This is a genomic window from Rhodothermales bacterium (assembly GCA_041391505.1).
Taxonomy (GTDB): domain Bacteria; phylum Bacteroidota; class Rhodothermia; order Rhodothermales; family JAHQVL01; genus JAWKNW01.
The window spans coordinates 1-19,371 of the sequence record JAWKNW010000018.1; the positions used below are offsets into that span (position 1 = coordinate 1).

Here is a 19,371-nt window from a genome sequence, read left to right on the forward strand (position 1 = left end):
CCTCGATCTGTCGCGGATGAACCGGGTGTTGCGGGTGGATGTGGACGATGCCGACTGCACCGTCCAGGCCGGCGTGCGGCGCAAGCAGCTCAATGCCGAGCTGGCGCCGACGGGGCTCTTTTTTCCGGTGGATCCAGGCGCGGACGCGACGCTCGGCGGCATGGCGGCCACACGCGCCAGCGGGACCAGCTCGGTCCGCTACGGCACCATGCGCGACAACGTCATCGCCCTCCAGGTGGTGCTGGCGGACGGGCGGCTCATCGAGACCGGCAGCCGCGCCCGGAAGTCGGCTTCGGGATACGACCTGACGCGGCTCTTCGTGGGCTCCGAGGGGACGCTCGGCGTGATCACGGAGGTGACGCTGCGGCTCTACCCGGTGCCGGCGTACGTCGTGGCGGCCGTCGCCCCGTTCGGGTCGCTCGCCGAGGCGGTGGGGGTGGTGGTGAAGGTGCGCCGCGCCGGCATCCCGATCGGCCGGATCGAGCTGCTGGATGCCCTGATGATCCGCGGCATCAACGCCTACGCCGGGCTGACGCATCCCGAGGCGCCCACGCTCTTCATGGAGTTCAGCGGGACGCGGGAGGAGGTGGAAGGCCAGCTGCGGCAGGTGGAGGCGCTGGTGCGCGCCGGCGGCGGGAGGGATTTTACGTGGGCGTCGGATGCCGGGGAGCGGGCGGCGCTCTGGCATGCCCGGCACAATGCGCACTACGCGGCGAAGGGGCTGCGCCCCGGGGCGCGGTCCAAGGGGACCGACGTGTGCGTGCCGCTCTCGCGCCTGGCCGAATGCCTCGCGCGCGTCCAGGCCGATATGGCCGGCACCTTCCTCATGGCGCCGCTCGTGGGCCACGTGGGAGACGGCAATTTTCATCTGCAGTACCTCATCGACCCCGAGCGCCCCGAGGAAGTCGCCGAATCCGAGCGGTTGCACGAGCAGCTGGTCCGCCACGCGCTCGAACTGGGCGGCACGTGCTCGGGCGAACACGGCGTGGGGCTCGGCAAGACGCGATTCATGGCCGCCGAGCACGGCGAAGCCCTGCACGTCTTGCACACGATCAAGCAGGCGCTGGACCCTGCGGGGTTGCTAAATCCGGGGAAGATGCTGCCGCCGGCGTGAATCGGCGCGCCGGCCGCGGTCGATTTTAACCGGGCCGCCGTCCGTGTTATACTCCGCCGTTTATCGTATCATACGCCGATTCGTTCGCCAGACCTTCCTTCCGGTGCAACTATGGGATCATGCGATGGCGTACATAACGAGGCACTCCCACCCACGCAGCCTCGCCTCGATGACGGGATTTTCGGGCGTTGAGGGGTTGAGACTCCAGAGCTTCCATGGCGATCAATAGTGACACCGTTCATTTCGTAAAGGCCTTTCTCCGGAACCCGGTCGGCGTCGGCTCCATCGTCCCCAGTGCGGCCGAACTGGCTGCCGCGATGATCGACGACGTTTTTGTGGAGCCGGGGGATGTCGTGCTCGAACTGGGGCCTGGCACCGGGGCCTTTACCCGGCACATCCACCGCATGCTGCCCGCCGGGGCGCGTTATCTGGGCATCGAGTGCGAGGGGCGGTTTGTCACCCTCTTGCGGCAGCGGTATCCTGATTTCTCGTTCGTCCAGGGCATGGCGGAAGATGCGCCGCGGCATCTCGAGGAGGCCGGCATGGGGCAGGCGAAACTCATCATATCGAGCCTCCCGTTCGCGAGCTTCGCGTCGCAGGTGCGCAACGCCATCATCACCAGCATCGACGACCTGATGGCACCGGGTTCCGTCTTTCGCACGTTCCAGTACGTACACGCCTACCCGCTGCCGACGGCCGTTCGTTTCCGGCGAAGCATGGAAGAGCGTTTCGGCGCCTGTCACCGGAGCCCGGCCATCCTCCCCAATGTCCCGCCGGCGTTCGTGTTGACGTGGGTGCGCTGATCGGTTTCGACAAGACAGAAAGCGGCCGTACGGACGCCGGTGCTTGGGTCAACAACGCATGCTTGCCAGGGCAAGAATAAACCGGGTATCCGCAGGCCGCTCTCTGATTCGGGGAGAGTACAGTGTAGGAAGGATAGGCCGCCGGCGGTATCCCGTGAATACGTCATTTTAGGTGCTGCGAACCTGCTTTCAACTTTTCTCGCTCCGGGAACACGCGTCGCCGGGCTATGGTAAAGAGGGCATGAAACGATGTCTCTGATAGCTCATCCAGAAGGGTGGAGGGATTAGGCCCTGTGAAACCCTGGCAACCGTCCGTTCGCAGTAATTGAACGGGAAAGGTGCTACGTCCTACCTCAGGTGAGGGAAGATGAGCGGGAGAGAGTGTCACGCGACAGCGTCTGGCTGCAGCTTGCCTCTTCCGCTACCGTACGGGAGGGGTTTTTTTATGCCCCCACATCGTCTTCGCGCTTCTGAGTGAGCATCGCCCATTGGCGGAGCCGGCCGCTCCGCCTTGTTCCAGACCGTGCATGCCTCAAACGCTGATCCTGCCAGAGTTCTCGCTGGAATCCGGAACGACCCTGCGTGAAGTGCCCGTCGCCTACCAGACCTGGGGCACGCTGAACGAAACCCGTGACAACGTCGTCGTCGTGTGTCATGCCCTGACCGGCAATACGGCGATCGACGACTGGTGGGGCGGGCTGCTCGGCCCCGGCAAAGCGCTCGACCCGGCCTGCCATTTTATCGTGGCGGCCAATGTGCCGGGATCGCCTTACGGTTCGGTTTCCCCGCTGACGCGCAATCCGGACACCGGGCGCGCCTATGGCGCCGGCTTCCCCATCTTTTCCATCCGCGACACCGTGCAGCTCCATCGCCGGCTGCTGGACGATCTCGGCGTCACGGGCGTCCAGCTCGTGATCGGCGGGTCGATGGGGGGGATGCAGGTTCTCGAGTGGGCGTTTTTGGGTCCGTATGTCCGCGCCATCGTACCCATCGCCGTCGGCGGCCGGCACTCGGCCTGGTGCATCGGCTGGAGCGAGATGCAGCGGCAGGCCATCTATGGCGATCCCAAATGGAACGACGGCCGGTACGACCCGGCGGACGGTCCCGTCGCCGGCCTTTCGGTGGCTCGTATGGCGGCCATGATATCCTATCGGTCCCATGCCTCGTTCCAGGATCGTTTCGGGCGCCGGCGGATGGCCGAAGAGCGGGAGGACGGCGCCTTTTCCATCGAGAGTTATCTGCGCTACCAGGGCGAAAAGCTCACGCAGCGCTTCGACGCCAACTGCTACGTTCGTCTGACGCAGCTGATGGACACGCACGATGTCGCCCGCGGCCGCGGCGCGTATCCCGACGTGCTCGCGCGCATCGAGCAGCCGGCGCTCATCATCGGCATTACCTCGGATCTGCTGTACCCGCTGGCCGAGCAGGAGGAGCTGCACGCCCACCTGCCCGACTCGGAGCTGTCGATCATCGAATCGTCCGACGGCCACGACGCCTTCCTCATCGAGGTCGACGCCATCAACGAGCGCGTCATGCGCTGGATGCACGACCGGGCGCTGTGCCGGGAGCACGAGCCGGCGCTGCCGCTTGCCGCGCATCGCTGATCCCCGTTTTTCCACGATCATCACCCGCCTCCACACCCACAAACAACCCATACGGGATGAAACACCCTGAATCCCCCCTTCGTGTCGGCATCCTGGGCGCCACCGGAGCCGTTGGCCAGAAGTTTGTCGAGCTGCTCCATGGCCATCCCTGGTTCACGGTCACGGCCCTCGCCGCGTCCTCGCGCTCGGCCGGCAAACCGTACGCCGAGGCCGTCAACTGGATTTCCTCGACGCCCATACCGGACGCCATCGCGCGCATGGACGTGCTGGAGGCGGCGCCGGGCATTCCGTGCGACGTCGTCTTCTCGGGGCTCGATGCCGCCGTCGCCGGCGATCTCGAGCGCGCCTTCGCCGAAGCCGGCTATGCCGTGATCTCGAACGCCAAGAATTACCGGATGCACGAGCAGGTACCGCTGCTGATCCCCGAGATCAACCCGGATCATACCGCGCTCATCGATCACCAGCCCTGGCGCGCCCACGGCGGGTTTATCGTGACCAACCCGAACTGCGCCACCGTCGGGCTCGTGGGCGCGTTGCGGCCGCTGGAAGATGCTTTCGGCATCGAGGCCATCCAGGTGACGACGATGCAGGCCATCTCGGGCGCCGGCTACCCGGGGGTGGCCTCGCTCGATATCCTCGGCAACGTCATTCCCTATATCGGGGGGGAGGAGGAGAAGATGGTGATCGAGCCTCTGAAGCTGCTCGGACGCATCCAGGGGGATCGCGTCGAGCCGGCGTCGATCCGGATCAGCGCCCAGTGCAACCGCGTCCCGGTGCTGGATGGGCACCTCGAGTGCGTATCGCTCAAGCTGCGCAAAACAGCCTCGATCGACGACGTGATCGCGGCGTTCCGCGGGTTCGACACGCCGGCGGCCGTCGCCGGACTGCCGTCCGCTCCCGAAACCTTCCTCCAGGTGTTCGATCAGGCGAACTACCCGCAGTCGCGCCGGCACGCGCACCTTGGGCGCGGCATGACGATCTCCGTCGGCCGCATTCGGCCCTGCGAAGTGCTCGACGTCAAGTTTGTCGTGCTCTCGCACAACACGATCCGCGGCGCCGCGGGCGGGGCCATCCTCAACGCCGAACTGCTGCTGCGCCAGGGCTACCTGAAGGCGGCGCGCGTCGGCAAGGAAGCTGTAGCCTGAGTATGCCCATGGCCTTCGACGTGCGGCAGGCTCGCCCCGCGGATGCGCCCGCGCTCTTCGCGATGTGGCGCGCGCTCATGGAACAGCACATGGCGCTCGAGCCCCGCTTTGTGCTGGCGGCGGACGCGGACCACCGCTGGCGCAACGACCTGGCGGTCTGGCTGGTCGACGATTTCCACCGGTTCTTCGTCGCGACTGACGACGGCCGGCCGGTGGGGTTCGTGCATGGCCAGCGCTGGCGTCCCTACCCGATTTACGGCGACGCGCTGGAGCTGTTCATCGCCGAGTTGTACGTCGATGAAGCGGTGCGGCGGTCGGGTCTGGGCGGGGCGCTGCTCGAACGGATGCGCGCCTGGGGGCGCGAGGTGCGCGCCGCCCGCCTGCGGCTCGGGGTGCTGTCGCGCAACGCGGAGGGCATGGCGTTCTGGGATGCGAGCGGCGCCCAGGCGCTGAGCGTCGAATACACGATCGAGCTCGAGCAAACCCCCGAATCGGCCCCCAAAAAGCCCGGCCGGCTGGGCTTTTTTTCTGGAACCTGAGCCGGACGATGGGGTACACCTCCCCATCGACAAAACGGGCCCGGCTCCGCATAGTCTTCACTTGACAGGCCGGGTTTGCGTTTCGTATCGTTGTCGTCCGCAAAGCGGAACTAGCTCAGCTGGTAGAGCGCAACCTTGCCAAGGTTGAGGTCGCGGGTTCGAGTCCCGTGTTCCGCTCAGAAAAGCCGTTCGATGCCTCGCATCGGACGGCTTTTTGTTTGATATCCGGCAACATGATCCACGGTCGGGGAACGCCTTGACGGATCGGGCATTTTTAAGAGACTTTCTTCACCCACATCGAACCCTACGCATGCGGTATCTATCTTCTCTCACGGCGCTCGCCCTGCTCCTCCTCGTGGCCGCCGGCTGCCAGTCCGATTCGCAGGACGCTACGGAAATGAAACAGGTCGCCCTCGTGGACGAGGCGCTTCCCACCATGATGGTCTACAAGAGCCCGACATGCGGCTGTTGCTCGAAGTGGGTCGAATACCTGCGCGCCAACGGCATGGAGGTCAAGACGCAGGATATCGAGGACATGGGGTCCATCAAGGAACGTTTCGGCGTTCCGGGCCGGCTCTCGTCGTGCCATACGGCCGTCGTCGGCGGGTACATCGTCGCGGGCCACGTGCCGATCGAGGACATCAAGAAGCTGCTGCAGGATCGCCTGAACGCAACCGGCATCACGGCGCCGGGCATGCCGGTCGGCTCGCCGGGCATGGAAGTGGAAGGCCGCGCGGCCGACAAATACGACATCATCCTGTTCGACGCGAACGGCAACCAGTCCGTCTTCGCCTCGCACTGAGCGGCGAGCCCGTCAGCGCACGTCGTACCGGTTGAAGGCGATCAGGGCGAGGGCGACCGCGCCGAAGGCGTAGAGGGTCAGGATGATCAGGTCGGCGGGGGATTGCTCGCTCTGATCGTGGCGTCCGGGCTGTACTGCGGCAAATCGCTCAGGTCCAGCGGCTCCGCCTTTTCGTTGCCGCCGATCCGCATGGTCATCCCGCCGGGGTTTTTCTGCCCGGATATAGGCCGTAAACGCGGTGCGGTAGGCGTACAGCGACTCGGTGAAGCGCCGCTTCAGGCCGAGATCCGTCCGTCCGAGCCGCATGGCGGCGAGCTGGTAGGCCGACGCCGGCGAGAAGCGTGACAGCGAGAAGCCGAGCGATTGCTGGACGGCGCGCACGTTGTTCAAGTCTCTCGTCCACCTTCCGGTTGTACTCCGCGATGTCGTTGTCCATCCGGCTCTGACGGTCGTCGTCCTCGACCATCCAGTCCCATTCGTGATCGGCGTCGTATTGCTTGCGCTCCGCCTCGCTCATACCTTCCTTGGCGCGCGCCCGGCTCTGGAACGATTCCGGACAGCTCCTCGAAAAACGCGCTCCGGCGTTCGCGCGCAAAGCCGTCCTTCCGGCTCTCGATCTCGCTGGCGGAGGGTACCTGCACAGCGCGAGGCGATCATCATGCCGCCGCGCGGCACGACGAGCACCATGGCGATCCAGAACACCAGGAGCGTCAGAAACGACATGGCGGATCGGTGGGTGAGGGTCGAAAACAGGACGCCCAGGCACAGAAAGGCCGTGAGATACAGCATCGAGTAGCCGGTGAGCTTGCCGAGCCGGAGCCAGTCGTCGCCGGCGAACGGGATGTTGAAGACCATCGGGAGGAGCACCCCGATGAGCATGGGGATGATCAGCGGGATCATAAGCCCCAGCCAGGCCCCGGCGATCTTGGCGGCGATGTACTGGGTTCGAGGCACGGCGTTCGCGAGCATCAGGCGGAGCGTGCCCGACTCCTTTTCGCCGCTGATCAGGTCATAGGCGAACACGATGGTGAGGAGCGAAAGCACCACCTGCACGATGAAGACGAAGTCGATGGCCCGGAACACCGCGAAGATCGGTTCGATGCTGTAGGCTCTGTTGCAGACGGACGTCCTGCCACGAACTGATCACCGAAAACCGCCCGATGTCGAAGTGAATCCCCGATGCGAAGATCTGCATCGCCTCCGGCTTGCGGTATACGCGCTGCCGGTTGCCGGAGCTGCCCCCATGAGGTCGCTTCCGACAGCTCCTGGCCGACCAGCGCCGTCGCGGCGGAATACTGCGCGCTGCTGTTGCGGTATTCGACGATGCCGGCGAAGATGCTGGTCAGGATCAGCACCGTGCAGGCCCCGAACGTCGCGACGAACTTGGGGCTCAGCAGCAGGTTCTGAGTTCTTTCTCAACGAGCAGGAAAAACATGGGCGTGGAAGAAGGTCATGAAAGTAAGGTCATGACAGTGAGGTCATGAAGGAGGGTCATGACAGTGAGGTCATGACAGTGAGGTCATGATGAGGGTCGCGACAGTGAGGTCATGAAAATAAGGTCGCGACAGTGGGAGTCATGAAAGTAAGGTCATGATTTGGTAGCTCCTGACCGCGCAGCAAATGACCGCGCAGCAAATGACCGCGCAGCAAATGACCGCGCAGCAAATGACCGCAAATGACCGCGCAGCAAATGACCGCGCAGCACATGACCGCGCAGCTCCTGACCGCGCAGCACATGACCGCGCAGCAAATGACCGCGCAGCAAATGACCGCGCAGCAAATGACCGCGCAGCACCTGACCGCAAAGCTCTTGACCGCGAAGCTCTTGACCGCGCAGCAAATGACCGCGAAGCTCCTTCATCGCACATCGAACCGGGTGAAGGCGAAGAACGCGCCGGCGAAGAAGACCACATTGTACAGCAGTAGCAGTCCGATATTCCAGATGGCGGTCGGCAGCGTTTCTTGGAAGGTGGGAGGCGCGTAGGTAAACGCCGGCACCTCGTTGATGTCGATTTTTTCGGGTTCGGGCTGTTCCTCGGTCGTGGAGCGCATCATGATCATGAAGCCCCCGCCTGAGCTCATGCCGGCTTTCTCTTCCTGGAACGCCTTGAACGAGGTCTGGTAGTCCCGAACGGCCTGCATGAAGTGGCTTTCGGCGCCGAGGGACGTGCCGGCGAGGTCGGTGATGGCCATGGTGAACGCCGCCGCGGGCGATAGCCGGGCGAGGCCGAAGGCCCAGCGCTGCTGGACGAGCTGACGGTTGTAGCGCTCCGTATTGAGCTGGTCGGTCAGCGTCGCCATCTCCTGATCCCGTTTTTCGCCCAGTTCGCGCTGCTTCTTCATGAAGTTGTTCATCCGCTCCTCCATCCGCTTCTGGGCCGCCTCGGGGTCGTCCGACTCCTCGTTGATCTCCATGCGGAAGCTGCTCCCGTCCGATTCGGCGCCCATGGCGGCGGCCAGCGCCTTCATGTCCTCCTGCGCCATCTGCATCATCTTCTGGCGTTTCTGGTACGCGATCTCGTCGACGGACGGGACCTCGACCGCGCGGCCGGCGAAGAGCACGGCGGCGCGGGGGACGACCAGTACGGCCGCGATCCAGATCACGAGCAGCCAGATGAACGAGCTGGACGATTGGGCCGTGATCGCGGAGATCAGCACCGAGATCATCAGAAATACCCCGAAATACAGCAGGCCGCTTCCGACGATGCCGGCAAGGCGGATCCACTCGTCGCCCGTCATCGGCACGCCCATCACGGCGAACAGCAGGCTGCCGAGCAGAATGGGAATGAGCAGCGGGATGCCCAGCGCGAGAAAGGAGCCGGCGATCTTGCCCAGGATGAACTGGTCGCGGGCGACCGGATTCGCGAAGATGAGCCGCAGCGTGCCCTGTTCCTTTTCGCCATTGACCGCGTTGTAGCAAAACAGGATCGCGAAGAGGGAGAAGACGATGGTGAAGACAAACTCGAGGTCCAGCAGCCGGAATACCGCCGCCGCTGTATCGTCGCTGTAGAGGCTGTTTTCGAGCGACAGCTCGCCGCGGCCCTGGATCTGGACGGAGCGCCCGATGTCGTTCGAGACGCCGGATACCAGCGCGGCGAGCGGGCTGGGCGGGACGAAGAGTGTGGGCGAGAGCTGGAGCCACTGATCGGTGGTCAGGTTCGCCATCTGCGTGCTGTTTTCCAGCCGGGCGGACTCGTAGCGCGTCTGCATCAGCCGGTAGTTTTCCGCCCCCATATAAAATGCGAGCAGGATGAGCAGCGAGCATACGCCGAAGGTGACGGCGAACCGGGGCGTGCCGATGAGGTCGCGCAGCTCCTTCTCTACGATCAGACGAAACATGGGTCAAACAGGCCAGAGATGGTATAGGATAGCCGGCCCGAGCAACGGGCCTCCGGGCCGGCGCGATGCTTATTGCCGTTCCGTGCGGATCTGCATCTTCATCTCGGGGGCCTGCGGCTTTTCGAAGATAAGAACCTTTCCGATGCCCTTCTGCTCGATTTCCATCTTCACGCTGCCGCCCACGGCAATGGCTTCATAGGCCGCGTTCAGATCGGCGACCGTAGTCACATATTTCGCGTTGACACTGACGATCACATCGCCCGAGGCGATGTCGGCCAGCTCCGGCGCCTTGCCCGGTATGGGGAGCGCGCGGTCGACGACGACTTCGCCGTTCCGTTCGCCCACGATGAAGCCGGCCGGCCACACCCCGATGTTCTCCAGCCCCGGGACGCCCTCGCCGCCTTCCGAATTGAATTCCATCCGGATACCCTGCCCGCCGAAGGACGTCTGCGGTTCGGGTTTGGCAAAGGAGCGGATCATCTTCTGCTCGCCGCGCTGCACGCCGAGCTTGACCTCCTTGCCGGTGTCGATCCGGTCGAGCAGCGTTGAAAGCTCGACGGCGTTGCCGACCCGCTCGCCGTTGACATACAGGATGAGGTCGCCTTCCTTCAGATCGACGGCGTCCCCGGCGTTGTGGTCGGGCGGCATCACCACCTTTTCGATCTTGACCTGATCCGATCCGGTCACCACGACGATGCCGCCCGGAATTTGCATCATGGCGAGGGCGTTCTCGTCGTCCGTCGTAAAGCTGAAGGCCTGCGCCCGGGCGGTGCCGAGGCCGGCGGCGGCGATGAGCAGGAGGGAAAGAAAGGCGCGTGCGGTACCCAGTTTCATGGCACTCAAAGTGGCTTGTGCGTAGATTGGCGAGCGTTTCGCAATATGAAGGACAACGCCTGTACGCGGGCTGATATTGTATTATGGGAAAGAAGATTCTGATAACGGGCGCCAGCACGGGCATCGGGGCCGCGTCCGCCCTCGAACTGGCTCCGGGCAACGAACTGTTCGTGCATTACAACAATTCGAAGAGCGAGGCCGAATACGTGGCGGCCGGCGTCAACGCGCGCGGCGGCCGGGCGCATCTGGTCCGGGCGGACCTCATGAACGAGGCCGGCTGTAAGGCCCTGCACGAGGTCGTGGCCGCGGAGACGGACCGCCTCGACGTGCTGGTGAACAACGCCGGCGGCATGCTGCAGCGGCACGACGTCAAGACCGTCACCTGGGATCTCATGGAGCGCATCTTTGCGCTCAACACGTTCTCGACGATGCTGGTCACGCGCCTCTTTATCCCCCTCCTCGAAAAGAGCGGCAACGGCTGCATCGTCAACATGACGTCGATCGCGATGCGCACCGGCTCGCCGACGTCGACGCTCTACGCCTCCTCCAAGGCGGCGGTGGACTCCTTCACCCGCGGCAGCGCCCGCGAGCTGGCGCCGAAGATCCGCGTCAATGCCATCGCCCCGGGGGTCATCCTGACGCCGTTTCACGACCGGTACTCGTCCACGGAGCGCCTCGACAAGCTGAAAAAGGACACGCCGCTCGGCGAACACGGCGCCGTGGAGCACATCGCCAGCGCCATCCGGTTCCTCATCGACAACGACTTCATCACCGGCGAAACGATCGACATAAACGGCGGGATGTTTATGCGCTGAGCGCGCCCCGTGCCGTCCTTCCGCCATCTCAACACGATGCCGGCTCAGTAGGATGCCGGGTTGCCCAGGAGGATGGCGGCGATGAGGATGGCGAGTAGGATGGCCCAGAGCAGGATGGCGAGGCGCGTCGCCTTACGGGCCTTCTCGGTCTCGTACCAGCGCATCGGGCGGATGCCCTGGATGAGGAAGGTGACGATGCCGGCGAGGTTGATGGCCGTGAGGTTGGTGATGAGCAGCAGGCCGGCCCGGTAGGCATGCTGCCAGAAGCCGGCGCCGAGCATCATCCCCACCACCACGAGCGGCGGCATGAGGGCGACGGCGACCATGACGCCGATCAGCGCCGAGGAGACCCCCCGCGTCATCGACAACGCGCCGGCGACCCCGGCCGCCAGCGCCAGCGCCATGTCGGCCAGCGTGACCTCGGTGCGTGCCGCGATCTCGGGAGAGTTCGGGTCGACGGGCAGCAGGAGCCCGATCCCGAACGACAGCGCGAGGCCGAGGAGCAGGCCGGCGATGTTGATCCGCATCGCCCGTTTTAGGAGATCGGTGTCGGCCAGCGTGGTGCCCAGCGCGAGCGCGATGTTGGGCCCGATCAGCGGCGCGATCACCATCGCCCCGATGATCACCGCCACGTTGGCGCGCAGGAGGCCGATCGCCGCCACGAGGGTCGACAGCACCACCAGCGTGTAATGGCTTTTTGTGGTGCGGATGGCGTCGTCGATGTCCTGGTACAGCTCCTCGCGGCTGATGCGGGCCTTGCGGCCCGGCGTCTCTTCGTTCGGCGTCTCCGCTTCCTCCTTTGGTTCGAGGCGCGGGAGGGTGGCCTCGACGTTGGTCACGACGATCCGGTAGGCGTCCTCGTCCCCGATGCGCTCGTGAAGCCGTTCGAGCAGCGTCTCGGTGCTCTCGGTCTCGACGAGGAAGCGGACCAGCTTCTGGCTGCCCTCCATGTCGATCTCCCAGCGGGCGACCACTGAAGCCTCGTCGTCCAGCGCGGTAGGCAGGACGGACGCATCGGCGACGTATAAATCGACTTGCTGGAGGGCCATGGAAATGGGCGGGTTACGGGGTGAACGATACCGGAGCCTCTGTTTCGGGGAGGCGCCTGCTCATTCCGTGGGGCTCACAGGGAGACCCCTTGCTTCCAGGGGATGAAGTCGTGCTGCCCGAGGATCTGGGCCTTCGTCTTCATCTCGCCGCTGGCGACCCGGATCAGCATCTCGAGGAGTTCCTCGCCGACATCCTGGATCGACTTTTCGCCGGCGATGATCGAGCCGCTGTCCAGGTCGATGATGTCCGGCAGGCGCTGGGCCAGCCGGGTGTTCGACGAGACCTTGACGACCGGCGAGATCGGGTTGCCGGTCGGCGTGCCGAGGCCGGTCGAAAACGCCATAATGTTGGCGCCGGCGCCGGCCATGCCGGTCGTCGACTCCACGTCGTTTCCCGGCGTGCAGAGCAGGTTCAGCCCCTTCGCCGTCGCGTACTCCGGGTAGCCGAGGACGCCGGTGATCGGCGAGGTGCCGCCCTTCTTCGCGGCGCCGGCCGACTTGATGGCGTCGGTGATCAGCCCGTCCTTGATGTTGCCGGGGGAGGGGTTCATGTGGAGGCCCGAGCCGACGGCCTCGGCCTGCCGGCTGTACTCTCGCATGATGCGGATGAACCGGTCGCCGATCTCCGGGGTGACGGCCCGGTTGATCAGTTCCTGTTCGACGCCGCACAGTTCGGGGAATTCCGACAGGATGACGGTGCCACCGAGCGCCACGAGCAGGTCAGCCGCGTGCCCCATCGCCGGGTTGGCGGAGATCCCCGAGAACCCGTCCGACCCGCCGCACTCGACGCCGAACGTCAGCGCGCTGAGCGGCGCCGGCGCGCGCCGGAGCTGGTTGGCTTCCACCAGGCCGGCGAAGGTCTGCCGGATGGCATCCGAGAGCATGTCGTATTCCGAGGGGCCCCGCTGCTGTTCGTAGAGGTAGAGCGGCTTGTCGAAGTTCGGATTGCGTTTGTGGATCTCTTCCTGGAGCATCTCGATCTGCGCGTTCTGGCAGCCGAGACTCAGCACCGTCGCCCCGGCGACGTTGGGGTTGTGGATGTAGCCGGCGAGGAGGGAGACGAGTGTCCGGGCATCCTGCCGGGTGCCGCCGCAGCCGCCTTCGTGGGTCAGAAACTGGATGCCGTCGATGTTTTCGAAGACGGGTGCGCGGGTGCTGGCGGCTTTCTGGGTCGGATACGCCCACGCGCGCAGCGCCTCGGCCGGCGCGCCGGCGCGGTACTGCTTCACCAGTTCCGCGACATGCTGCTGGTACAGGGCCGGCTGCGCATAACCCAGCTCCTTCTCGAACGCATCGCGCAGGATGGCCACGTTGCGGTTTTCGCAGAACACGAGCGGGATGACCACCCAATAGTTCGCGGTGCCCACCTGGCCGTCCGACCGGTGGTAGCCCATGAACGTCCGGTCTTTCCAGCGGCGCACGTCGGGCGGGGTCCACGAGAACGTGCTGTCGGCGGCGTTGAACTCGGCGGTCGCGTGTTTGACGTTGCCGGTGTGGATGGGCGCGCCGAGCGGTATCGCCTGCGTGGCGCGGCCTACGAGGACGCCGTACATGTAGATCGGGTCGCCCGCCGCGCGGGCCTGCGTCACGAGTTTGTGTTTGGCCTGCACCTTCTCGGGCAGCGAGATGACCGAGCCGTTATCGCGCACGGCCGTGCCGGCGGGCAGGTCGTCGAGGGCGACGAGGACATTGTCGGAGTCGTGGACTTTGAGTACGTTGGCCATGGGTAGATCGAGGTATCGCCTGGTGTGTTGCGCCCTGAATGTACAGCAGATCGCGTCCTCTCGCAGCCCCGCGCCCTCAATTTGCATTTTTATCTGGCAATCCGAACGTACGCACCCTGGCGCTTCGTCCATCGGATGCCGGATGCAGGATGCCTGGATGCAGGATGCCTGGATGCAGGATGTCTGGATGCAGGATCACCGATCCACTAAGAAACCCGCATCCCTGTAGCGCTTCCCTGAGACGCTTACGTCACGCTCTAATCCACACCGATTCATGCGCTCCCTAGCCCTTACCCTCAACCTGAAGGACGACCCCGCCGTCATCGAGGCCTACAAAGCCTACCATGCGAACGCCTGGCCGGAGGTGGTCGAGGCGTTGCAGGCCGTCGGCATCCACCAGATGCGCATCTGGCTGCTGGGCCGCCGGCTCTTCATGGTCGCCGATGTGGCCGACGACTTCGAGCCGGCGGTCGACTTCCCGCGCTACCTCACCCTGCATCCCCGCTGTCAGGAATGGGAAGATCTGATGGGCACCTTCCAGGAGCCGGTCCCGGAAGCGCGGCCGGGGGAGAAGTGGGCCATGATGGAAGAGGTGTTTCGATTGGTGATTAGCGAATAAAAATTAGCGAACAAGGAGGGGGGTGATTGGGGATTCGTGAATAAAGATTTGCGAGCAAGGAGGGGGATTTGATTTTTGGGGATTCGTGAATAAAGATTTGCGATCTGGGAGGGTATGTTTTGGGGCGACTTTGTCTGGTAGGAGATAAGTGGATTTGTACAACAACGAATGACTCTGCCATGAAATCTTCTCGCTCTTCGGGACATCGTTCTGATGCCGTCATTCGTGCGACGGCCTTCGAAAATAGACTCATCGTGTTCGCGATCCGTGCTTGCGATGCAGCCGAAGAACTGCCCTCATCCTTTGCTGGAAGCCACGTTGCCGGGCAGCTCATTCGAGCTGGTACGGCCGCTGCTCCGCATTACGCCGAAGCGCAGAGTGCGGAATCTCGCAAGGATTTCGTGCACAAACTCAAGATCGGCGTCAAGGAACTCCGGGAGGCGAAAGTCTGGCTAAAGTTTATCGAACAAAAAGGATTTCCAGTCTCGACCGATCTGAATTCCTTGCTGGCTGAAGCGGATGAGTTGATCTCGATCTTTGTTAAAAGCATTCAAACCGCTCAACGAAATCAAGCCGGCACCGCGCACACGCGAACGCCTCCCCCTCACCAATCCCAACTCCTTGATCGCTAATCGCTAATCTTTGAGCCGCGCCACCGGCCCCTGGTGTTTGGCTTTCTCTTCGGGCTCGACGTGGATCGTGATGCTGCAATCCGCTATGGCCTCGCGCAGGGCGGCCTCGATGCGGTCGCAGATGGCGTGGGAGGCCTCGACGCTCATCGCGCCCGGGACGACGAGGTGGAATTCGATGAACCGATGCTGGCCGGCGGTGCGCGAACGCAGCGCGTGCGCCTCGATCGCGCCATCCATGTTTTTGCGGATGATCTGCTGGATCTGTTCCATCTGGGCGTCCGGCAGGCTCTCGTCCATCAGGCCGCCCATCGACTCGCGCATGAGGCGGAGGCCCTCGATCACGACATTGATGGCGACCGCGATCGCGAGCAGCGGATCCAGAATCCACCATCCGGTGGCGCTGGCGAGGAGGATGCCGACGAGCACGCCGCCCGTGCTGATCACGTCGGTCCAGAGGTGCCGGCCGTCCGCCACGAGGGCCGGCGAGCGGCGCTTCCGGCCGGTGCGGATGAGGTAGACGGCCCAGCCGGCGGTGAGCACGCCGGCCAGGAGCGAGAGGAGGGCGCCCCGGGTCAGCTCGGTGAGCGCGACGGGCTCCATGAGCCGGCTGCCGGCGGCGCGGGCGATCTCCACCGCCGCAAAAAGAATCATGGCGCCCTCGGCCACGGCGGCGAGAAACTCCGCCTTCGTGTGCCCGAACGGATGCTCGCGGTCCGGCGGCTGCGAGGCCACGCTGATCGCGAACAGCGCCATGAGCGCCGCCGCGACATTGACGATCGACTCCAGCGCGTCGGAATACAGCGATACCGAACCCGTCATGAGGTACGCGGCGTATTTCAGCCCCAGCACCGAGATGCTGAACGCGATATTGATGCGGGCCGTGTTGAGGGGCGACATAGGCGGGATCGCTGATGGGAGATAGGATACCCCTGATGCGCGCATGCGATCCGGCACCGCTTTTTTTCATCAGCAGCGTTCGACATTCCGCCGCCGACCTCCGATATTGAACCCCCGCTACGGTTTGTATTTTCCGCCTCGCTTGCTACCAACCATGTCCATGCGTCCACTTCGCCTGCTCGGTCTTCTGGCTCTCGTGCCGCTCGGGCTTTTCGCCCGCTGTTCCGGGACCGAAACGGCGACCCAGTCGACCCCGGCCCTGCCGGCGGTAGTGGATTTCAACTTCCACGTGAAGCCCATCCTGTCGGACCGGTGCTTCAAGTGCCACGGCCCCGACGAGAAGACCCGCGAGGCCGGCTTCCGGCTGGACACCCGGGAGGGCGCGCTCGCCGCGCTGATGGATGAGGACGGTAACCCGACCGACCGGTACGCCATTGTCCCCGGGGCGCCGGACCGCAGCGAACTGGTCGCGCGGATCCACCACACGGACCCCGAGGAGCGGATGCCGCCGGCCGACTCCAAGCTGTCGCTCTCTCCGAACGAAATCGCCATCCTGGAACGATGGATCGCGCAGGGTGCGGATTGGAAGGAGCACTGGGCCTTCACGCCGCCGGCACAGGCGCCGCTTCCGGACGTGCGTGCCGCGTCGTGGTCCCGGAACGAGATCGACCGGTTCGTACTCGCCCGGCTCGAACGCGAGCGGCTCGATCCGGCCGACGAGGAGGCGCCCGAGATCTGGCTGCGGCGCGTCTCACTCGATATCACGGGGCTCCCGCCATCGCTCGGCGACCTCGACGCCTTCCTGGCGGACCCGTCGCCGGAAGCGTACGAGCGGACCGTGGACCGGCTCCTCGCCTCGCCGGCGTACGGCGAACGCATGGCGACCGTATGGCTCGATGCGGCCCGCTACGCCGACTCGCACGGCTACCAGGACGACCGGCCCCGGACGATGTGGCCCTGGCGCGACTGGGTCGTGCGCGCCTTTAACGAAAACCTGCCTTACGACGACTTCATCACCTGGCAGCTCGCCGGCGACCTGCTGCCCGAAGCCACGTACGAGCAGAAACTGGCCACTGCCTTCAACCGCAACCACGGCGTGACCCAGGAGGGCGGGGTCGTCAACGAGGAGTACATCACCGAATACGTCGCCGACCGCACCAACACCGCGACGACCGCGCTGCTGGGTGTGACGATGGAGTGCGCCCGCTGCCACGATCACAAATACGACCCCATCAGCCAGAAGGATTATTACAGCCTGTTCGCCTTCTTCAATACCATCGACGAGCGGGGCCAGATCAGCTATTTCGATCTCGCGCCGGCGCCGAACCTCCGTGTCGAGGACCCGGCGCTCGAGGCGCGGGCCGATTCGGTACGCGCGCGCATCGCTCGCCTGGAGGCCCGTGTCGCGGAACGCGCCGCGGCGCCGTCGTCAGGCTTCGCGGACTGGGAGATGCAGGGCCTCACCGACGCCGAACTGGAACGAGGGCTCTCGGAGGGGCTCATCGTCCATCTGCCGCTCGACGCGCTGCAGGAAGGAATCGCCGCCAACGCCGCCGGCGCCCCGGCGCGCATCAACACCCGGCTGCTGAATGTGCTGGACCCACCCGCCGTGGTCGAGGGCCGCGAGGGACAGGCCTTCGCATTCGACGGGCACAACTACCTCGATGCCGGCGACGCGGCGGACTTCGAGCACGCGAGCGCCTTCTCGATCGGCGCATGGATCCGATACGAGGGATCGGGCGACCGCGACGCGGCGCTGGTCGTGAAGCGCAACGAGGAGCAGAAACGCGGCGGCTACCAGCTGGCGCTGACAAAGGATCGCCGGCTCCAGTTCAGCCTCATCCACGATCAGGGCAAGGAGCGGCTCGACGTGGCGACGAGCGCGCGGGTGCCTGAAGGGACGTGGGTGCACGTCGCCGCGACGTACGACGGGTCCGGGAGGGCGGCCGGCGTGCGGCTGTATGTGGATGGGGATACGCGCCCCGTCGCCGTCGTCAACGACGCCCTCGACCGCCGCAGCATCCTGAACGGCAACGAGCTGCTCGTGGGCAACTGGAACACCCGCGACACGCCCAACGGCCAGCTGGAAGGATTCCGCAGCGGCGCCATCGACGAAGTCAGGGTGTACGGCCGCACCCTGTCGGCGCTGGAGGTGGCCCGTCTGGCCGGCGGCCGGCCGCTGACGCGCATCTCCGAGGCGCTGCCCCGCGAGACGTTCCGCGATGCGCTCTACGACTACTACCTGCTGCACGACGACGCCGAATACCGGGGATGGCAGACCGCGCTGGACAGCCTGCGCCGCATCAACATCGACATCCCGTACGTGAGCGTGATGGCGGAGATGGCCGAGCCCCGGATCACCCATGTGCTGGCCCGAGGCGCGTACGACGCGCCGACCACCGAGGTGACCCCGGGCACGCCGGCATCGATCCTCCCGTTTCCCGACGATTACCCCCGCAACCGGCTCGGCCTCGCCCGCTGGATGACGCATCCCGACAACCCGCTGACCGCGCGCGTGCTCGTGAACCGCGTCTGGGCGCAGTTTTTCGGACGCGGCATCGTGGCGACGCCGGAGGATTTCGGAAGCCAGGGCGCGCTCCCCACGCATCCGCTGCTGCTCGACTGGCTCGCCGTCTGGGTGCAGGAGAACGGATGGGACATGAAGGCCCTGGTCAAGAAGATCGCCCTCTCGGCCACCTACCGGCAGGCGGCGCGCATCACGCCCGAAAAGCTCGCGCGGGACCCGCAGAACCTCCTCCTGGCGCGCGGGCCGTCGCAGCGGATGACGGCGGAGATGCTGCGCGACAATGTGCTGGCGCAGAGCGGTCTGCTCAACAGCGAGGTGGGCGGCTGGTGGGTGAAACCGTACCAGCCGGCCGACGTCTGGAAAGAGCTGGCCAACCAGATCGGCGAGAACAAGTACCGCCCGAGCCAGGGCCGGGATCTGTACCGCCGGAGCCTCTATTCGTACTGGAAACGCACGATTCCCCCGCCGGCGATGCTCACGTTCGACGCGGCCGAGCGGACGGTGTGCGTGGTGAAACGACAGTCCACCACCACGCCGCTCCAGTCCCTCGTGCTCCTCAACGACCCGCAGTTCATCGAGGCGTCGCGCGTGCTGGCCACGCGGGTGCTGCGCGGCGGCGAGCCCATCGTCGACGCGTTCCGGATGGCGACGTCGCGGGCGCCGACGGAGCGGGAACGCGCGCTGCTGGATCGACTCTACCAGGAAGAGTACGCCCGCTTCGCGGCCACGCCGGCGGACGCCGAGGCCCTCCTCCGCGTAGGCACCTACGGTGTCGATCCGGCCGCCGACCCCACCGAACTGGCCGCCATGACCGTCGTGGTGAGCACCCTGCTGAATCTGGACGAAGCGAAAATGAGATCGTAGCCTCCTGACAGGCCGAGTCCGCCCCGCGACGCGGGGGACGTCGAGACCCTGATGGAAGCACCCT

At 65.2% G+C, this 19,371-nt stretch carries 18 protein-coding genes, 1 tRNA gene and 1 riboswitch; of the genes, 11 read left to right on the top strand and 8 right to left on the bottom strand.

Annotation, left to right across the window (positions count from 1 at the left end):
* The 7 genes from R2834_16230 to R2834_16260 form a co-directional block, all read left to right on the top strand.
* Positions 1 to 1,114 (top strand): FAD-linked oxidase C-terminal domain-containing protein (locus R2834_16230; GenBank protein MEZ4701882.1); only part of this gene is annotated, 1,114 nt, incomplete at its 5' end.
* Positions 1,115 to 1,329: 215 nt separating this feature from the next.
* Positions 1,330 to 1,917, top strand: a complete 588-nt coding sequence (locus R2834_16235) for a methyltransferase domain-containing protein (protein ID MEZ4701883.1) — start codon at positions 1,330 to 1,332, stop codon at positions 1,915 to 1,917.
* 260 nt (positions 1,918 to 2,177) lie between these two features.
* A riboswitch (SAM riboswitch) is annotated at positions 2,178 to 2,291 on the top strand.
* A gap of 153 nt (positions 2,292 to 2,444) precedes the next feature.
* Positions 2,445 to 3,521, top strand: coding sequence for a homoserine O-acetyltransferase (gene metX, locus R2834_16240; protein MEZ4701884.1), 1,077 nt, complete (start codon positions 2,445 to 2,447; stop codon positions 3,519 to 3,521).
* Positions 3,522 to 3,577: 56 nt separating this feature from the next.
* Positions 3,578 to 4,666, top strand: coding sequence for an aspartate-semialdehyde dehydrogenase (asd, locus tag R2834_16245; GenBank protein ID MEZ4701885.1), 1,089 nt, complete (start codon positions 3,578 to 3,580; stop codon positions 4,664 to 4,666).
* Positions 4,667 to 4,674: 8 nt separating this feature from the next.
* Entirely contained in the window at positions 4,675 to 5,205 is a 531-nt protein-coding gene (locus R2834_16250; protein ID MEZ4701886.1) for a GNAT family N-acetyltransferase, read from the top strand.
* Positions 5,206 to 5,309: 104 nt separating this feature from the next.
* Positions 5,310 to 5,382: transfer RNA gene (locus R2834_16255), tRNA-Gly, on the top strand.
* A gap of 133 nt (positions 5,383 to 5,515) precedes the next feature.
* Positions 5,516 to 6,007 carry a DUF411 domain-containing protein gene (locus tag R2834_16260; protein ID MEZ4701887.1) on the top strand — a complete coding sequence of 164 codons (492 nt, stop codon included), beginning with the start codon at positions 5,516 to 5,518 and terminating at the stop codon, positions 6,005 to 6,007.
* Between the two features lie 12 nt (positions 6,008 to 6,019).
* Here the strand turns inward: R2834_16260 and R2834_16265 are convergent, their stop codons facing one another.
* The 5 genes from R2834_16265 to R2834_16285 form a co-directional block, all read right to left on the bottom strand.
* Complete coding sequence (locus tag R2834_16265; protein MEZ4701888.1) at positions 6,020 to 6,397, bottom strand: hypothetical protein; 378 nt, start codon at positions 6,395 to 6,397, stop codon at positions 6,020 to 6,022.
* Between the two features lie 123 nt (positions 6,398 to 6,520).
* Entirely contained in the window at positions 6,521 to 7,090 is a 570-nt protein-coding gene (locus R2834_16270) for an ABC transporter permease (protein MEZ4701889.1), read from the bottom strand.
* 505 nt (positions 7,091 to 7,595) lie between these two features.
* Positions 7,596 to 7,868 (bottom strand): hypothetical protein, encoded by a 273-nt coding sequence (locus R2834_16275; protein ID MEZ4701890.1) that lies wholly within the window; start codon positions 7,866 to 7,868, stop codon positions 7,596 to 7,598.
* Positions 7,865 to 9,346 (bottom strand): ABC transporter permease subunit, encoded by a 1,482-nt coding sequence (locus R2834_16280; GenBank protein MEZ4701891.1) that lies wholly within the window; start codon positions 9,344 to 9,346, stop codon positions 7,865 to 7,867. The genes R2834_16275 and R2834_16280 overlap by 4 nt, the downstream gene beginning before the upstream one ends.
* A 69-nt stretch (positions 9,347 to 9,415) precedes the next feature.
* On the bottom strand, positions 9,416 to 10,180 hold the full coding sequence (locus R2834_16285; GenBank protein MEZ4701892.1) for a hypothetical protein: 765 nt from the start codon (positions 10,178 to 10,180) through the stop codon (positions 9,416 to 9,418).
* 83 nt (positions 10,181 to 10,263) lie between these two features.
* Here R2834_16285 and R2834_16290 point away from each other — a divergent pair, with 83 nt between their 5' ends.
* A complete protein-coding gene (locus R2834_16290; GenBank protein ID MEZ4701893.1) occupies positions 10,264 to 10,995 on the top strand; it encodes an SDR family NAD(P)-dependent oxidoreductase in 732 nt (243 codons plus the stop codon).
* Positions 10,996 to 11,039: 44 nt separating this feature from the next.
* Here R2834_16290 and R2834_16295 read toward each other — a convergent pair whose 3' ends face one another.
* Together R2834_16295 and R2834_16300 are read right to left on the bottom strand one after the other, a co-directional pair.
* A complete protein-coding gene (locus R2834_16295; GenBank protein ID MEZ4701894.1) occupies positions 11,040 to 12,044 on the bottom strand; it encodes a TIGR00341 family protein in 1,005 nt (334 codons plus the stop codon).
* Positions 12,045 to 12,118: 74 nt separating this feature from the next.
* Complete coding sequence (locus R2834_16300) at positions 12,119 to 13,768, bottom strand: altronate dehydratase family protein (protein MEZ4701895.1); 1,650 nt, start codon at positions 13,766 to 13,768, stop codon at positions 12,119 to 12,121.
* Between the two features lie 274 nt (positions 13,769 to 14,042).
* Between R2834_16300 and R2834_16305 the strand changes: the two genes are divergently transcribed.
* Positions 14,043 to 14,387 carry an L-rhamnose mutarotase gene (locus tag R2834_16305; protein ID MEZ4701896.1) on the top strand — a complete coding sequence of 115 codons (345 nt, stop codon included), beginning with the start codon at positions 14,043 to 14,045 and terminating at the stop codon, positions 14,385 to 14,387.
* A gap of 179 nt (positions 14,388 to 14,566) precedes the next feature.
* A complete protein-coding gene (locus R2834_16310) occupies positions 14,567 to 15,019 on the top strand; it encodes a four helix bundle protein (protein MEZ4701897.1) in 453 nt (150 codons plus the stop codon).
* A gap of 3 nt (positions 15,020 to 15,022) precedes the next feature.
* On the opposite strand, the gene R2834_16315 is transcribed toward R2834_16310, so the two are convergent.
* Positions 15,023 to 15,916, bottom strand: a complete 894-nt coding sequence (locus R2834_16315) for a cation diffusion facilitator family transporter (protein MEZ4701898.1) — start codon at positions 15,914 to 15,916, stop codon at positions 15,023 to 15,025.
* Positions 15,917 to 16,076: 160 nt separating this feature from the next.
* On the opposite strand from R2834_16315, the gene R2834_16320 reads away from it, so the two are divergent.
* On the top strand, positions 16,077 to 19,307 hold the full coding sequence (locus tag R2834_16320; GenBank protein MEZ4701899.1) for a DUF1553 domain-containing protein: 3,231 nt from the start codon (positions 16,077 to 16,079) through the stop codon (positions 19,305 to 19,307).
* Positions 19,308 to 19,371 lie beyond the last annotated feature (64 nt).

Bases quoted from the DNA above. Each gene is read 5' to 3' on its own strand.
- R2834_16235 (MEZ4701883.1), top strand. From the start codon at position 1,330: ATGGCGATCAATAGTGACACCGTTCATTTCGTAAAGGCCTTTCTCCGG.
- metX (MEZ4701884.1), top strand. From the start codon at position 2,445: ATGCCTCAAACGCTGATCCTGCCAGAGTTCTCGCTGGAATCCGGAACG.
- asd (MEZ4701885.1), top strand. From the start codon at position 3,578: ATGAAACACCCTGAATCCCCCCTTCGTGTCGGCATCCTGGGCGCCACC.
- R2834_16250 (MEZ4701886.1), top strand. From the start codon at position 4,675: ATGGCCTTCGACGTGCGGCAGGCTCGCCCCGCGGATGCGCCCGCGCTC.
- R2834_16260 (MEZ4701887.1), top strand. From the start codon at position 5,516: ATGCGGTATCTATCTTCTCTCACGGCGCTCGCCCTGCTCCTCCTCGTG.
- R2834_16275 (MEZ4701890.1), bottom strand. From the start codon at position 7,868: ATGAAGGAGCTTCGCGGTCATTTGCTGCGCGGTCAAGAGCTTCGCGGT.
- R2834_16280 (MEZ4701891.1), bottom strand. From the start codon at position 9,346: ATGTTTCGTCTGATCGTAGAGAAGGAGCTGCGCGACCTCATCGGCACG.
- R2834_16285 (MEZ4701892.1), bottom strand. From the start codon at position 10,180: ATGAAACTGGGTACCGCACGCGCCTTTCTTTCCCTCCTGCTCATCGCC.
- R2834_16290 (MEZ4701893.1), top strand. From the start codon at position 10,264: ATGGGAAAGAAGATTCTGATAACGGGCGCCAGCACGGGCATCGGGGCC.
- R2834_16295 (MEZ4701894.1), bottom strand. From the start codon at position 12,044: ATGGCCCTCCAGCAAGTCGATTTATACGTCGCCGATGCGTCCGTCCTG.
- R2834_16300 (MEZ4701895.1), bottom strand. From the start codon at position 13,768: ATGGCCAACGTACTCAAAGTCCACGACTCCGACAATGTCCTCGTCGCC.
- R2834_16305 (MEZ4701896.1), top strand. From the start codon at position 14,043: ATGCGCTCCCTAGCCCTTACCCTCAACCTGAAGGACGACCCCGCCGTC.
- R2834_16310 (MEZ4701897.1), top strand. From the start codon at position 14,567: ATGAAATCTTCTCGCTCTTCGGGACATCGTTCTGATGCCGTCATTCGT.
- R2834_16315 (MEZ4701898.1), bottom strand. From the start codon at position 15,916: ATGTCGCCCCTCAACACGGCCCGCATCAATATCGCGTTCAGCATCTCG.
- R2834_16320 (MEZ4701899.1), top strand. From the start codon at position 16,077: ATGCGTCCACTTCGCCTGCTCGGTCTTCTGGCTCTCGTGCCGCTCGGG.